We start from the raw sequence: 14243 nt of genomic DNA, 5'->3' as shown, positions 1-14243 counted from the left end.
GATGATCTTGAACGGGGTTGTCCACCGGCGGACGGTGACCGCGCGGCTGTTCGAGGTCATCGGCCTCTTTCCCGCCGCCTGAAGCGATGCCGTGCCAAGTTATTCGCCTTCCACCTGTACGGGTGGGACCGCGCGCGGCGGGTAGGTTCGGTCCATGAGCCTGCGAACGACCCCGCCGTTCCGCGCCGACCACGTCGGCAGCCTGCTCCGCCCGCCCGCGCTCTTGGACGCGCGCGCGTCACACGCCGCGGGCCGGATCGACGACGTCGAGCTCCGTGGCGCCGAGGACGACGCGATCCGCGACGTCGTGGCGATGCAGCGCGACGTCGGCCTGAAGTCCGCCACCGACGGGGAGCTCCGCCGGGCGTCGTGGCACATGGACTTCATCTACGCCCTGGACGGCGTCACCAAGGCGCCCGGCGACCTGAAGGTGCAGTTCCACAACGCCGAGGGCGACATCGAGTTCACGCCCGCCGCGATGCACATCGACGGCAAGCTCGGCGTGAGCGAGACGATCTTCGGCGCGGACTTCGCGTTCCTGCGCGAGCAGGTCGCCGCCGGCGGCGACGGCGTGCGCCCCAAGCTCACGATCCCGTCGCCCTCGATGGTCCACTACCGCGGCGGCCGCGCGTCGATCGACGAGGCGCTGTACCCCGACCTCGACGCGTTCTGGGCCGACCTCACCGCCGCCTACGCCGAGGAGGTCCGGCGGCTGGGCGAGGAGGGCTGCACCTACCTGCAGTTCGACGACACCTCGCTGGCCTACCTCAACGACCCCGCGCAGCGCCAGCACGTCGTCGAGATCGGCGGCGACGGCGAGCACCAGCACGAGACCTACATCCGGCACATCAACGAGGCGCTGTCGCGCCGGCCCGACGGCATGGCCGTGACCACGCACATGTGCCGCGGCAACTTCCGCTCCTCGTGGGTCGCCGAGGGCGGCTACGACTTCGTCGCCGAGGCGCTGTTCAACGAGCTCGAGGTCGACGGCTTCTTCATGGAGTGGGACGACGCGCGCAGCGGCGGCTTCGAGCCGCTGCGGTTCGTGCCCAAGGGCAAGGTCGTCGTCCTCGGCCTGGTCACCACCAAGCGCGGCGAGCTGGAGTCGGCCGACGTCCTCAAGCGCCGCATCGAGGAGGCCAGCCGGTTCGTGGATCTCGATCAGTTGTGCCTCTCGCCGCAATGCGGCTTCTCCTCGACCGTCGAAGGCAACGCCCTCACCTACGAGCAGGAGGTGGCCAAGCTGCGCCGCGTGGTGGAGGTCGCGGAGGACGTCTGGGGCGGCTGAGCCGCTCGCTTCGCCCAGCATTCGCGCAGGGAACCTGCAGAAAGTCGTCCAGAACGATGGACAGACCTAAAACCGGACGCACGCGGCCCGATCAAGAGGGAGAGCATGCGTCCTACGTCGTCATCCCCTGCCGTCACGCCCGCCGCCAGCCCTGTCGCGCGGCGCCCGTGGCTCGATCACTGGCTCGAGAGCTGCCGCGACCTCGCCGCGCTGAAGGCGTCCCACCCGATGGTGGACGCCGTCATCGACGAGATCGACGGCCGCATGATCCGCGTCGGCGAGCAGTGGCTCGCCGACTTCGCGTCGTGCAACTACCTCGGCTTCGACCTCGACCGCGAGATCATCGACGCGGTCCCGGCCTACCTCGACACGTGGGGCACGCACCCCTCGTGGTCGCGGCTGCTCGGCTCGCCGCGTCTGTACGAGGACATCGAGGAGCGCCTCACCGCGCTGCTCGGCGCGCAGGACTCGCTGGTCCTGCCGACGATCACCCACATCCACCTGTCGGTGATCCCGCTGCTGGCCGCCAGCGGCACGATCTTCCTCGACGCCCGGGCGCACAAGACGATCTACGACGGCTGCCAGGCCGCTCGCGCCCGCGGCGCCGCGGTCCGGCGCTTCCGCTTCGAGGACCCCGACCACCTCGACGAACTGCTGTCGGCCGAGCGCGATCCCACGCGCCTGGTGTGCATGGACGGCGTGAACTCGATGACCGGCAACCCGCCGGATCTGCCCGCGTTCGCCGAGGTCGCGCGCAAGCACGGCGCGCTGCTCTACGTCGACGACGCGCACGGCTTCGGCGTCATCGGCGAGCGCGGCGAGGACGTCACCAACCCCTACGGGGCGAAGGGCAACTCGATCGTCCGGCACTTCGGCGAGTCCTACGACAACCTGATCCTCGTCGGCGGCTTCTCGAAGTCCTACAGCTCGCTGCTGGCGTTCATCGCCTGCCCGACCGAGGTCAAGGACCTGCTGAAGGTCGCGGCGCCGCCCTACCTGTACTCCGGCCCGTCGCCGGTCGCGTCGCTGGCCACGGTCCTGGCCGGCCTCGACGTCAACGAGCGCCGCGGCGACGCGCTGCGCGACGAGCTCGAGCGCCTGACGCGCCGCACGCTCGACGGCCTGACGCGGCTCGACATCCACACGCCCAACCGCTCGGGCCTGCCGATCATCGAGATCCCGCTGCGCGACCACGAGCAGATCGACTCGGTCGGCCGCTTCCTCTTCGAACGCGGCGTCTACGTGACGCTCGCGGCCTACCCGCTGGTCCCGAAGGACGAGGTCGGCTTCCGTGTGCAGCTGACCGCGGCCAACACCGACGCCGAGGTCGACACCCTGCTCGTCGCGCTGGAGGAGCTTGCGGCGCGCGGCGTGCTGCGTCCGGCCGGCGAGCCACCCACGACGCTGCGGAGCGCGGCATGACCACCACCTTGCGGAAGCGCGCCTGGATCGTCTTCCTGGCCGCGGCCGCCGTCCTGGCGACGTTGTACATGTTGGTGCCGCCCTTGAAGGGCAACTCCTACGTGATGTTCGCGCTGGGTCTGTCGCCCGTCATCGCGATCCCGTGCGCCGTCCGGCTCCACCAGCCGGAGGCCAAGGGCCCGTGGTACTGGTTCGCGGGCGGCTTCCTGCTGTTCTGGCTCGGCGACCTGTACACCTACAGCTACCCGAAGCTGACCGGGCACGAGACGCCGTTCCCGTCACTGGGCGACGCGTCCTACATCCTGGTCTACCCGGTGTTGATGGCGGGGTTGCTGCTCGTCGTCAAGCGGCGCGCGTCGCGCTCCACCGACCGCGGCGCGGTCGACGCCGCGATCCTGACGATCGGCCTCGCGGTCCCGTCGTGGATCGCGCTGATCGCGCCCTACCTGCACGACGGCTCGCTGTCGCTGGACGCCAAGCTCGTCTCGGTCGCCTACCCGCTGGGCGACGTCCTGCTGCTGGCGGCCGCGCTGCGCCTCGCGCTGGACGGCGGCAAGCGCGGCGCCGCGTTCAACCTGATGTCCTCGGCCATCGCCCTGCTGCTGGTGACCGACTTCGTGTACGGGTTGACGATCCTGCACGGCACCTACGACGGCCAGCTGTGGCTGGACCTCGGCTGGATCGGCTTCTACGTGCTGTGGGGCGCCGCGGCGCTGCACCCGTCGATGACGATCCTCGACCACGGCCGCCCGGCGCCGTCGGTGCTCACGCGCTGGCGCCTGGCGCTCCTCGCGGTCGCCTCGCTGATCGCGCCGTCCGTCGAGCTGACGCACGACATCCAGCGCGGCGACACCGACATGGCGGTCGTCACGATCGCCGCGATCGTGCTGTTCGGCCTGGTCGTCGTCCGGATGGCCGGGCTGATGCGCCAGCAGGAGCGGTCGATGGACCGCGAGCGCGCGCTGTCGCGCGCCGGCGCCGCGCTGGTCGCGGCCGGCACGCGCGATGAGCTGGAGGCCGTCGCGGTCGCCGCGGCGACCGAGCTGACCGGCGACGGCGTGCGCGTCGAGCTGCGCGACGCCGACGACTTCGGCGCCGAGGAGCGTGCCGCCCGGACCGGCGACGCGGCCGTGGTCGTCGACCTCGCGCCGCGAGAGGGCCGCGCGTCGGTCCTGCTGGCCGAGGGCCCGGCGATCGCCGACCGCGCGGTGCGCGAGACGCTCGCCGCGCTGGGCACGCAGCTCGTCCTGGCCTTCGAGCGCGCCGAGCTGACCGAGGAGCTGGTGCGCCGTCAGAGCGAGGCGCGCTTCGCCTCGCTGGTCCAGCACTCCAGCGACCTCATCACCGTGCTGGCGCCCGACGCGACGGTCGCCTACCAGAGCCCGGCGATCGAGAAGGTCCTCGGCTTCACGCCCGAGGAGGTTGTCGGCCGCCGCATCGACGAGCTGGTCGACGCCAACGACGGCAGCCGCCTGCTGCGCCTGATCGCCGACGGCGCCGACGCGCCGGTCGCTTCGCAGACGCTCGAGTGCACGCTCAACCACAAGGACGGCACGACCCGCCAGTTCGAGGTCCTGTTCACCAACCTGACCGCCGACGAGCACGTCGGTGGCATCGTCCTGAACTCGCGCGACGTCAGCGAGCGCAAGGCCTTCGAGCGCCAGCTCGCCCACCAGGCCTTCCACGACCCGGTCACCGAGCTGCCCAACCGCGCCCTGTTCGTCGAGCGCGTGCGCCACGCGATCGCGCGCTCACGCCGCGAGCAGCGCGGGATCGGCATCGTCTTCGTCGACCTCGACGACTTCAAGATCATCAACGACTCGCTCGGCCACGCCGCGGGCGACGAGGTGCTCAAGCAGGTCGCCCAGCGCCTGGCGCTCTCGATCCGCGCCAGCGACACCGCCGCCCGCTTCGGCGGCGACGAGTTCGCCGTGCTGCTCGAGGACATCGAGGGCGTCCAGGAGGCGGCCGACGCCGCCGAGCGCATCATGGAGGCCATCTCCGCGCCGCTGTCGGCCGCCCACAAGGAGCTCGCCGTGCGCTGCTCGCTGGGCATCGCGATCGCGCCCGACGACGGGACCGCGGACGCCGACGAGCTGATCCGCGACGCGGACGCCGCGATGTACATCGCCAAGCGCGACGGCAAGGGCGGCTACCGGCTGTTCGAGCCCGAGATGCACGAGGGCGTGCTCCAGCGCCTGGAGCTGCGCACCGACCTGCAGCGCGCGCTGGCCACCGACCAGCTCGAGCTCTACTACCAGCCGGTCATCAGGCTGGGCGACGGGACGATCAGCGGCGTCGAGGCGCTGCTGCGCTGGAACCACCCGACGCGCGGCATGGTCGGCCCCGACCAGTTCATCCCGCTCGCCGAGGAGTCCGGCCTGATCGTGCCGATCGGCCGCTGGGTCCTGCGCGAGGGCTGCCGGCAGGGCCGGCGACTGCTCGACGGCGTCCCGAGTGAGACGCCGGCGTCGCTGGCGATCAACCTGTCGCTCAAGCAGCTGCAGAACTCCGACATCGTCGCCGACGTGCGCGACGCGCTGGAGGAGTCCGGCCTGGCGCCGGAGCGGCTGACGCTCGAGATCACCGAGTCGGTCCTGATGGCCGACACGGATCTCGCGGTGCAGCGGCTGGCCGAGTTGAAGGCCTTGGGCATCAAGCTCGCGCTCGACGACTTCGGCACCGGCTACTCGTCGCTGAGCTACCTGTCCAAGTTCCCGGTCGACGTCCTGAAGATGGACCGCTCGTTCCTGCGCGAGGGCGCGTCGCAGCAGACCACCGACCTGGCCAACGCGGTCGTCGCGCTCGGCTCGACGCTGTCGCTGGAGGTCGTGGCCGAAGGCATCGAGCTTCCCGAGCAGTGGAAGACGCTGCGCGACCTGGGCTGCGAGCTGGGCCAGGGCTTCTACTTCGCCCGGCCGATGGACGCGGAGTCCGCGCGCGTGTTCCTCGCCGAGGGCCGTGCCGGGGACTTCTCCGGCATCGTCACCGGCGACGATGCACCATAGCTACGAGAGCCTGGACGGCTTCGCCGGCGGCCCGCGCGGTCGTGGCTCGCTCCTGAGCCCGCTGCGCCACCGCGACTTCCGGCTGCTGTGGACTGGCGCGACCGCGTCGCTGATCGGCGACGGGGCGTTCCTGGTGGCCTTGGCCTGGCAGGTGTACGCCTTGAGCGGCGGCCCTGCGGGGATGTCGCTCGTCGGCATCGCGATGACCGTGCCGACGATCGCGTTCCTGCTGATCGGCGGCGTCGCCTCCGATCGCCTGGAGCGGCGCTGGCTGCTCGTCGGCGCCGACCTCCTCCGCGCGCTCGCGGTCTCGCTGCTGGCCGGGCTGACGATCGGCGGGCAGGTCCAGACGTGGCACGTCGTCGTCCTCGCGGCCTTCTATGGGACCGGCTCGGCGTTCCACGCGCCGGCGTTCGACGCGCTCGTGCCGGAGCTCCTGCGCGGGGAGGAGCTGACGCAGGCCAACGCGCTGGACCAGCTGATGCGGCCGCTCGCGCTGCGGCTCGCAGGCCCGGCGCTGGGCGGCGTCGTGGTCGGCATCGCGGGTGCGGGCGGGGTCTTCCTGCTGGATTGCGCGACGTTCCTGATGGCGGCGGGAACCGTGTTGATGATGTCGCCCTCGCGCCGGGTGCTCGGCGGCGCGGCGGCCGAGACCTCGCTGATCGCCGACCTGCGTGAGGGCTGGCATTTCGTCCGCGGCCACGCGTGGCTGTGGGCGACGTTCGCCTCGGCGGCCATCGCGTACCTGCTGTTCATGGGGCCGGTCGAGGTGCTGCTGCCCTACGTCGTCAAGGAGGGCATGGGCGGATCGGCGTTCGACCTGGGCCTGGTCTTCGCCGCCGGCGGCCTCGCGTCGATGCTCTGCGCCGTGCTGCTGGGGCGCTTCGGCCTGCCGCGCCGGAGCATCACCTTCATGTTGGTCGCGTGGACGCTGGCGACGCTCGGGGTCGCGGGCTACGGCGCGGCGAACGCGATCTGGCAGCTGATGGTCGCCAGCGCGATCTTCAACGCGCTGGAGACCGCGGGCACGATCGTCTGGGCGACGACCAAGCAGCAGCACGTCCCGAGCGCGCTGCTGGGCCGCGTGTCCTCGCTGGACTGGCTGATCTCGGTGGGGCTGCTGCCGCTGTCCTTCGCGCTGACCGGCCCGGCCGAGGCCGCGTTCGGCGCGCGCGCGACGCTGATCGGCGCGGGCGTGCTCGGCGCGGCGGTGACGCTGGCGGCGCTCTACGTCCCGGGCATGCGGACCCTGGAGGAGCGGGCGGTGCGCGCCGAGCGGCGCCGCCGTGTGGTGGAGGAGCGCCTGCGCACCGCTGCGGCGGGCGCGTCGTCGTAGCCTGGGGGCCATGGCCGTCAAGCGCATCGTCGCCGACCTGCACGCCGCGGACCCGGCCGCGAGCCGCGGGTTCTACGAGCAGGTTGTAGGACTGGAGCTGGTGATGGACCACGGGTGGATCGTGACGTTCGCCGCGCCGGACGATCCGAGCGTCCAGCTGAGCGTCATGGCCGACGACGCGAGCGCGCCGGTCGCGCCGGACGTCTCGATCGAGGTCGACGACGTCGACGCGGCCTACGCGGTGGCGGTCGCGCGCGGCGACGAGGTCGTGCATCCGCTGACCGACGAGCCATGGGGCGTCCGGTGGTTCTTCGTGCGGGATCCGACGGGCAAGGTCATCAACATCCTCAGCCACCAGCGGAGCTGACGCCGGCGAAGCAGCCCGCGCCGGCCACGCGGCATACTCGGAGGCGAGCATGCGGCCGCTCGCTCAACACCATCGAACGGCGCGCGCCGTAGCGCTGCTGGGCGAGGCGGTGGCTACGGCGGCCGATCGGCCGGATGGCCCGGCGGAGGTGTTGCGCTGCCTGCGCGAGGCGATCCCGTTCGACGCGGCGACGCTCGCGAGGCTCCGCGAGGGCGAGCTCCAGCTGCTCGCCTCGGCCGGTCACGCCGACGGCATCGGCGCGGCGCTGCGCTCTCCGGAGTACCGCGCCGAGCATGCCGCGCTGGGCATGCTCGCGCCCGGTCGGCCGCTGCGGTTCGCCGACTTGCCGTGTGGCGGGTCGACGACGTTCACGGCCCGGGAGCTGGCGTGGCCGGAGGGCTTGCGCGGCGGGCTCGGGATGGCGCTGTACGCCGTCGACGGGCGCGAGGTCGGGTTCGTCAGCGTCAACACCGAGGCACGCGACGGGATCACCGACCTGCACCGCGACCTCGTCGGGCTGTCCGCGGGGCTGCTGGCCCACGCCGTCGACGTCCCGGGCCTCGTCGCGCGCCGTCACGGCGGCCGGGCGCTCATCGCCGGCGACGGCGCCGTCGTGCCGATCCCGGACGCCGCGCCGTGCCCGACGAGCGGATCGTCGACCTGGCGCGGGCGCTGGTGGCGCGCGGCCGGACCGACGCGTCGTTCCTGCGCCCGACGCCACGTCGCGGTCGCTGGCTGCGCGTCCGGCTCACGCCGGTCGTCCTGGCCGGTCAGGAGCACGCCGCCGTCCTGCACCTCGACGAGATCGCCGCGCCCTATGGGCTGACGGCCGCCGAGCTGCGCGTGCTCGGCCTGCTGGCCCGACGGGCGCACGAACCGCGCGATCGCCGAGACGCTGGTGATCGCGCCCGGGACCGTGCGCACCCACGTGGAGCGGGTGCTCGCCAAGCTGGGCGCGGAGAACCGGACCGAAGCCGCCGCGACGGCGATCCACGAGCACCTGCGCGTGCGCTGAGGCGAGATCCGTCATGTGACGGATTGAGCGCACGGCCCGCGGCCTCGAACCTCTGCCCGATGGAGCTCGACCGACTGACCGATTGGCTGTTCGGGGAGGCGAGCCACCCGCGCAACCTACCCACCGATGAGTTCGGCCCGCCCGCGGCGTCTCAGGGGCATGTTCAAGGACACGAAGGCCTTCAGCGGGTTCGCCGTTCCCGACATCGACGCCGCGCAGCGGTTCTACGGCGACACGCTCGGCATCGAGACGTCGGTCGAGCATGGGCTGCTGACGCTGCACCTCGCCGGCGGCGCGCGCCCGACGCTCGCATACCCGAAGCCCGACCACACGCCCGCCGCCTACACGATCCTCAACTTCCCGGTCGACGACATCGAGGCCGCCGTCGACGAGCTCGTCAGCCGCGGCGTCGAGATCCTCCGCTACGACGGCTTCCAGCAGGACGAGCGCGGGATCATGCGCGAAGGCGGCCCGTTGATCGCGTGGTTCACCGACCCGGGCGGGAACGTCCTCTCGGTGCTCCAGGACTAGCCCTCGTCGGTCCACTCGGCCGCGGTGCGCTCGTCGACGGTCATCAGCAGCGTCCGCAGCGACGTGCGCTGACGCGCGGTCAGGCCGTCGAGGAGGCGCTCCTCGACGCGCTGCACCGCCGCGTCGGCCTGCGTGCGGCGCTCGCGGCCGGCGGCCGTGAGCGTGACGATGTGCCGGCGGCGATCCGCGGCGTCGCGGGTGCGCTCCAGCAGGCCGGCGGCCTCCAGCTTGTTCAACATCGTGACCAGGTTGGAGGGGTCGACGTCGAGCTGCTCGCACAGCTGCGCCTGCGTCAGCCCTCCGTCGGCGGCGCGCAGCCGGAGCAGGATCTCCGCCTCCCGGCCGTTGAGCCCGAGCGGCGCCAGCGCGTCGGCGATCCAGCGGCGCGCGACGAAGCCCACCTTGTTCAGCAGGAAGCCCGGGCTCGAGAACCGGGTGGCGGGCGTCAGCGGCACGGCGGCGACCCTACGTGATCCTGGCACCACTCAGATCGTCGGTAATTATCGATGATTGACAAGACATCAGCGTCTGCTAATGTCGGCATTGTCGACCGACTTTATCGACTTTACCTCACGACGCCATGTCCGCAACCCCGCTCAAGATCGCCCGCCGCACCAGCGGCGTCCTGATCATCCTCGCCCTCTGGGAGCTCTCGACCGCCGTCCTCGGCCTGTTCGAGCCCAACGTGCTGCCCTCGCCGGCGACCGTCTTGACCACGTTCGAGGACCTCGTCGCGCACGGGGACCTGGTCGGCCAGGTCGGCACGTCGGTGCGCCGCGCGCTGATCGGCGTCGTGCTCGGCGTGACGACCGGCGCGACGCTCGGCGCGCTCTCCGGCCTCTGGCGGCGCGGCGAGGACCTGATCGACGCGCCCGTCCAGATGCTGCAGGCCGTCCCGTTCACGGCGATCGTCCCGCTGTTCATCGTGTGGTTCGGGATCGGCGAGCTGCCGAAGATCCTGATCATCGCCTTCGGCGCCGCGTTCCCGATGTACCTGAACGTCTACGGCGCGATCCGCAACGTCGACGTCAAGCTCGTCGAGGCCGCGCGCGTCTTCGGGCTGACCAAGCCGCAGCTCATCCGCCACGTGATCCTGCCGGCCGCCGTCCAGCCCGCGCTCGTCGCGCTGCGCCAGTCGATGGCGATCAGCGTCGTCGCGCTCGTCGCCGCCGAGCAGCTCAACGCGTCGAGCGGCATCGGCTTCATCCTCGGCCAGGCGCGCGAGTTCCTGCGGGCCGACATCGTCCTGGTCTGCATCGCGATCTACGCCGCGCTCGGCCTCACGGGCGACCTGATCGCGCGGACCCTCGAACGCCGCCTGCTCGGCTGGCGCCGGACCTACCGCGGCGCATGAGCGGCGTCACCGTCCGCAACCTGCGCCGCGACTACGGCGAGCGCACCGTCCTGCGCGAGCTGGACCTCGACATCGCGCCCGGCGAGTTCGTCGCCCTGCTCGGCAAGACCGGCTGCGGCAAGACGACCCTGCTGCGCGTCCTCGCCGGCCTGGACCCCGCGACGGCCGGGACCGTCGAGGCGCCCGGCCGGCCGGCCGTCGTCTTCCAGGAGCCGCGGCTGCTGCCGTGGAAGCGCGTCCTGGACAACGTCACGCTCGGCCAGAAGGGCGGCGGGATCAAGGACGCGGCGCGCCAGGCGCTGCAGGAGGTAGGGCTCGAGGCCCACGCCGACGCGTGGCCGCTGACGCTGTCGGGCGGCGAGGCGCAGCGCGCCGCGCTGGCCCGCGCGCTGGTGCGCGAGCCGCAGCTGCTGCTCCTCGACGAGCCGTTCGCCGCGCTCGACGCGCTGACCCGGATCAAGATGCACGCCTTGGTCAGCGCGCTGTGGCGGCGCCACCGCCCGGCCGTCCTGCTCGTCACGCACGACGTCGACGAGGCGCTGCTGCTCGCCGATCGCGTGATCGTCATGGCCGACGGCCGGATCGCGCACCACGAGCGCATCGAGGCCGACCACCCGCGCGATCGCACCGACGACTGGTTCGAAGGGCTGCGCACCGACCTGCTCTCCCAGCTCGGCGTCACCGGCGCCGAGGACGCACCCACCACCACCCCGACAAGGATCCACGCATGACGCTCTCCACCCGCCCGACCCGCGCGCTCGCCGTCGCGGGCCTGCTCGCCGCGACCGCGTTCGCGACGGCCTGCGGGAGCTCCGACGACGGCACCGCGACCGCGTCGTCCGGCGATGGCGCGTCCTCGAGCGCCGTCGCGGGCGGCGGCGGCACGCTGCGCATCGCGCTGATCGGGAACACCGGCCCGGTCGTGGCCGCCAAGAACGACGGCTCGCTGGCCAAGGACCTCGCCAAGGTCGGCGCGAAGGTCCAGTTCACCGGCCAGTTCCCGGCCTTCGCGCCCGCGGCCGAGGCGATCAACGCCGGCGCGCTGGACGCCGCGCAGGGCTCGATCTCCTCCGCGATCGGCGCGCTGGCCCAGAAGCCGACGTTCAAGATCTTCGCCGCGCAGCTGGACAACGCCACCAGCGAGGGGATCCTCGTCAAGGACCCCAACATCAAGTCCGTGGCCGATCTCGCCGGCCGCGAGGTCGCGGTCAACCCGAAGGGGACCGGCGAGTACCTCCTGTTGAAGGCGTTGGAGAAGAACAACGTCGACCCCGCGAAGGTCAAGCGCGTGTACCTGGGCGCGGCCGACGGCGCGACGGCGTTCTCCTCCGGCAAGGTCGACGCCTGGGCCGCCTGGGCGGACTTCGTCGCGACGGCCAAGGCCAAGGGCGCGCGGCTGGTGGCCGACGGTGCGCAGGTCGGCTCCGAGAACGACACCACCTACTCGATCTCCAACACGTTCCTGGCGGCGCATCCGGCGACGGTCAAGGCGTTCTTCGACAACATCCGCCGCCACTCGATCGCCGAGCACGAGGATCCTCAGGCGGCTGTGGACAAGGAGAACACCGGCGCCATCCGGCTGGACGACAAGGCCGCGGCGATCCTCGCCCAGAACTACCGGACCCAGCAGCCGATCGCGCCGATCGACGCCACGTTCCAGGAGCGCTTCGGCCACGTCGCCGCCTTCTTCGCCCAGCAGGGTGTGATCAAGGCCGGCCTGGACCCGAAGACGTTCACCGTCGCCCCGGAGACGCTGCGATGAGCGACCTCTGGTTCACCCGCTGCCCCGTCCCGACCGCCACCGGCCTCGCCGCCGACCAGGGCTGGTTCGACACCGAGTTCGCGGCCGACGGGATCGCCGTCCGCTCGCTGCAGGACGCGGCGCGCGAGCCGCGCCTGCGCGCCGAGCACTTCAGCCACGAGCTGACGTCGCTGATCCGCGAGGGCGGCAACGTGCCGGCGCTGTGGGCGCGGTCGCGCGGGGCCGACACGCGGCTGGTCGGCCTGACGTGGATCGACGAGCGCCAGGCGATCGTCGTCCGCGCCGACGACGACCTCGCCGAGCCGGCGCAGCTCGCCGGCCGGCGCGTGGCGATCCCGGCCCGGCCGGGCGAGTCGATCGACTTCTGGCGCGCGATGGCGCTGGCCGGCTTCGCCGGCGCGCTGCGGATCGCGGGCCTGGGGCTGACCGACGTCGTCCGTGTCGACGTCGCGCCGCACGCCGACACCGACGGCCGCGGCGCCGCGGGCTTCGCGCCCGAGGTCCAGGCCGTGATCGACGGCCGCGCCGACGCGGCCTACGTCAAGGGCGCGCCAGGGCTGGAGGCTGCGACGCGCGCCGGCGCCCGGATCGCGATCGACCTCGACGACGTGCCGGACCGCGCGACGCGCGTCAACAACGGCACGCCGCGCCCGATCACCGTCCACCAGGAGCTGCTCGACACGCGGCCCCAGGACGTCGCCCGGTTCGTCGCCGTGCTGCTGCGCGCCGCCGACTGGGCGGCCGAGAACCCGGCGGGCGTGGCGGACATCCTGGCGCGCGAGACGCACGCGGGCGCCGAGTTCGTGCCCGGCGCCTACCGCGCCGACTACCACCGCTCCCTGCACCTGTCGCTCAGCGACGAGCGCCTGGCGCTGCTCGAGCGCCAGAAGGACTTCCTGCACGCCAACGGCTTCCTGGAGTCCGACGTCGACCTCGACGCCTGGGTCGACCACACCACCCTGGCCGCCGCGCGCGACCTGACCCTCGAAGGAGCTCGCTAGCCCATGGCATCCGACTACTTGTGGTACATCATCCCGCGCGACGGCGCATACCCGTGGGAGCCGGAGGGCACACGCGCGGTCGACTTCGACTACCTCAAGCACCTGGCGACGGGCGTCGACCGGCTCGGCTTCAGCGGCGCGCTGCTGGCCACCGACATCCACGACGTGTGGGTCCTGGGCAGCGCGCTCGCCGCCCACACCAAGAAGCTGCGCCCGCTGCTGGCGGTCCATCCGGGCCTGATCTCCCCGACGCTGCTGGCCAAGATGGCGCTCACGTTCGACGACCTGTTCGACGGGCGCCTGCAGATCAACGTCGTCAACGGCGAGACGCGCACGCTGAAGCAGTACGGGCTCGAGGTCGAGCACGACGAGCGCTACGCGCTGGCCGGCGAGTACTGGGAGATCTTCCGGCGCCTGACCTCCGGCGAGGTCGTCGACTTCGAGGGCCATCACTACTCCGTGCGCGGCGCCGGGTCGAACTTCGGCCTGCCCGTCGTCCAGAAGCCGCACGTCCCGCTGTGGTTCGGCGGCTCGTCGGAGGCCGGCATGCAGATGGCGGCCAAGCACATCGACCGCTACCTGTCGTGGGGCGAGCCGCCGGCGCGCGTGGCCGAGAAGATCGCGCGGCTCAACGAGCTGGCCGAGGGCCACGGGCGCACGATCGGCTACGGCATGCGCCTGCACCTCGTCGTCCGCGACACCGAGCAGGAGGCGTGGGACCACGTCGACCACCTGCTGAAGGCCACGAGCGACGCCACCTACGCGCGGATGGCCGCGTCGAACGCCGGCAGCGACTCGGTCGGCATGCAGCGCCAGTTCGAGAAGCACCAGGGCCAGGTCCCCGACCGTGCCAAGGACCTCGAGAGCTACCCCAACATCTGGCCGGGGATGTCGCTGCTGCGGCCAGGCCCGGGCACCGCGCTGGTCGGCTCGACCGAGCAGGTCGTCGAGCGGATCCAGGAGTTCGAGGCGCTCGGGGTCGACACCTTCATCTTGAGCGGCAACCCGCTGCTGGAAGAGGCCTACCGCGTCTCGGAGACCGTGCTGCCCCAGCTCGGCGTGCGGCCCGACGCCGGCGTGCGCGCCCGCGACCACCAGGCGATCGTCGACGTGCCCGTCACGGCGGGCTGACCTCGAACCGACCGAAGGACATCGAGAA

The 14243-nt window shown here is 72.2% G+C and carries 13 protein-coding genes and 1 pseudogene; 13 read left to right on the top strand and 1 reads right to left on the bottom strand.

Annotated elements, in window-relative coordinates:
* Positions 1 to 154 precede the first annotated feature (154 nt).
* From DSM104299_RS24840 to DSM104299_RS24805, 8 genes and pseudogenes are all read left to right on the top strand, one after another.
* Complete coding sequence (locus DSM104299_RS24840) at positions 155 to 1288, top strand: 5-methyltetrahydropteroyltriglutamate--homocysteine S-methyltransferase (protein WP_272474352.1); 1134 nt, start codon at positions 155 to 157, stop codon at positions 1286 to 1288.
* 105 nt (positions 1289 to 1393) lie between these two features.
* Entirely contained in the window at positions 1394 to 2710 is a 1317-nt protein-coding gene (locus DSM104299_RS24835; RefSeq protein ID WP_272474351.1) for an aminotransferase class I/II-fold pyridoxal phosphate-dependent enzyme, read from the top strand.
* Positions 2707 to 5718, top strand: a complete 3012-nt coding sequence (locus DSM104299_RS24830) for a putative bifunctional diguanylate cyclase/phosphodiesterase (protein ID WP_272474350.1) — start codon at positions 2707 to 2709, stop codon at positions 5716 to 5718. The genes DSM104299_RS24835 and DSM104299_RS24830 overlap by 4 nt, the downstream gene beginning before the upstream one ends.
* The gene (locus tag DSM104299_RS24825; protein ID WP_272474349.1) at positions 5708 to 7054 is read left to right on the top strand and encodes an MFS transporter; all 1347 of its coding nucleotides are present in this window, start codon (positions 5708 to 5710) and stop codon (positions 7052 to 7054) included. The genes DSM104299_RS24830 and DSM104299_RS24825 overlap by 11 nt, the downstream gene beginning before the upstream one ends.
* Positions 7055 to 7064: 10 nt before the next feature.
* Positions 7065 to 7421, top strand: a complete 357-nt coding sequence (locus DSM104299_RS24820) for a VOC family protein (protein WP_272474348.1) — start codon at positions 7065 to 7067, stop codon at positions 7419 to 7421.
* 49 nt (positions 7422 to 7470) lie between these two features.
* Positions 7471 to 8247, top strand: a complete 777-nt coding sequence (locus DSM104299_RS24815; RefSeq protein WP_272474347.1) for a hypothetical protein — start codon at positions 7471 to 7473, stop codon at positions 8245 to 8247.
* Positions 8248 to 8286: 39 nt separating this feature from the next.
* Positions 8287 to 8436, top strand: a pseudogene (locus DSM104299_RS24810) (response regulator transcription factor); the annotation flags it as partial.
* A gap of 159 nt (positions 8437 to 8595) precedes the next feature.
* Positions 8596 to 8967 carry a VOC family protein gene (locus tag DSM104299_RS24805; protein WP_272474346.1) on the top strand — a complete coding sequence of 124 codons (372 nt, stop codon included), beginning with the start codon at positions 8596 to 8598 and terminating at the stop codon, positions 8965 to 8967.
* Here DSM104299_RS24805 and DSM104299_RS24800 read toward each other — a convergent pair.
* Positions 8964 to 9422: a MarR family winged helix-turn-helix transcriptional regulator gene (locus DSM104299_RS24800; RefSeq protein WP_272474345.1), complete on the bottom strand. Its 459-nt coding sequence runs from the start codon at positions 9420 to 9422 to the stop codon at positions 8964 to 8966. The genes DSM104299_RS24805 and DSM104299_RS24800 overlap by 4 nt on opposite strands.
* A gap of 125 nt (positions 9423 to 9547) precedes the next feature.
* Between DSM104299_RS24800 and DSM104299_RS24795 the strand changes: the two genes are divergently transcribed.
* Genes DSM104299_RS24795 through DSM104299_RS24775 form a run of 5 tightly spaced genes read left to right on the top strand, consistent with a single transcriptional unit; the run spans position 9548 to position 14215 of the window.
* Positions 9548 to 10321 carry an ABC transporter permease gene (locus DSM104299_RS24795; RefSeq protein WP_272474344.1) on the top strand — a complete coding sequence of 258 codons (774 nt, stop codon included), beginning with the start codon at positions 9548 to 9550 and terminating at the stop codon, positions 10319 to 10321.
* The gene (locus DSM104299_RS24790; RefSeq protein WP_272474343.1) at positions 10318 to 11052 is read left to right on the top strand and encodes an ABC transporter ATP-binding protein; all 735 of its coding nucleotides are present in this window, start codon (positions 10318 to 10320) and stop codon (positions 11050 to 11052) included. The genes DSM104299_RS24795 and DSM104299_RS24790 overlap by 4 nt, the downstream gene beginning before the upstream one ends.
* The gene (locus DSM104299_RS24785; protein ID WP_272474342.1) at positions 11049 to 12083 is read left to right on the top strand and encodes an NrtA/SsuA/CpmA family ABC transporter substrate-binding protein; all 1035 of its coding nucleotides are present in this window, start codon (positions 11049 to 11051) and stop codon (positions 12081 to 12083) included. The genes DSM104299_RS24790 and DSM104299_RS24785 overlap by 4 nt, the downstream gene beginning before the upstream one ends.
* Positions 12080 to 13084 (top strand): ABC transporter substrate-binding protein, encoded by a 1005-nt coding sequence (locus tag DSM104299_RS24780; protein ID WP_272474341.1) that lies wholly within the window; start codon positions 12080 to 12082, stop codon positions 13082 to 13084. The genes DSM104299_RS24785 and DSM104299_RS24780 overlap by 4 nt, the downstream gene beginning before the upstream one ends.
* A gap of 3 nt (positions 13085 to 13087) precedes the next feature.
* Positions 13088 to 14215: an LLM class flavin-dependent oxidoreductase gene (locus tag DSM104299_RS24775; protein WP_272474340.1), complete on the top strand. Its 1128-nt coding sequence runs from the start codon at positions 13088 to 13090 to the stop codon at positions 14213 to 14215.
* Positions 14216 to 14243: the final 28 nt, after the last annotated feature.

The sequence above is a fragment of the Baekduia alba genome, assembly GCF_028416635.1.
GTDB lineage: Bacteria > Actinomycetota > Thermoleophilia > Solirubrobacterales > Solirubrobacteraceae > Baekduia > Baekduia alba.
Note: the sequence above shows the minus strand (reverse complement) of the source record. Positions and strands in the feature narration are given on the sequence as shown.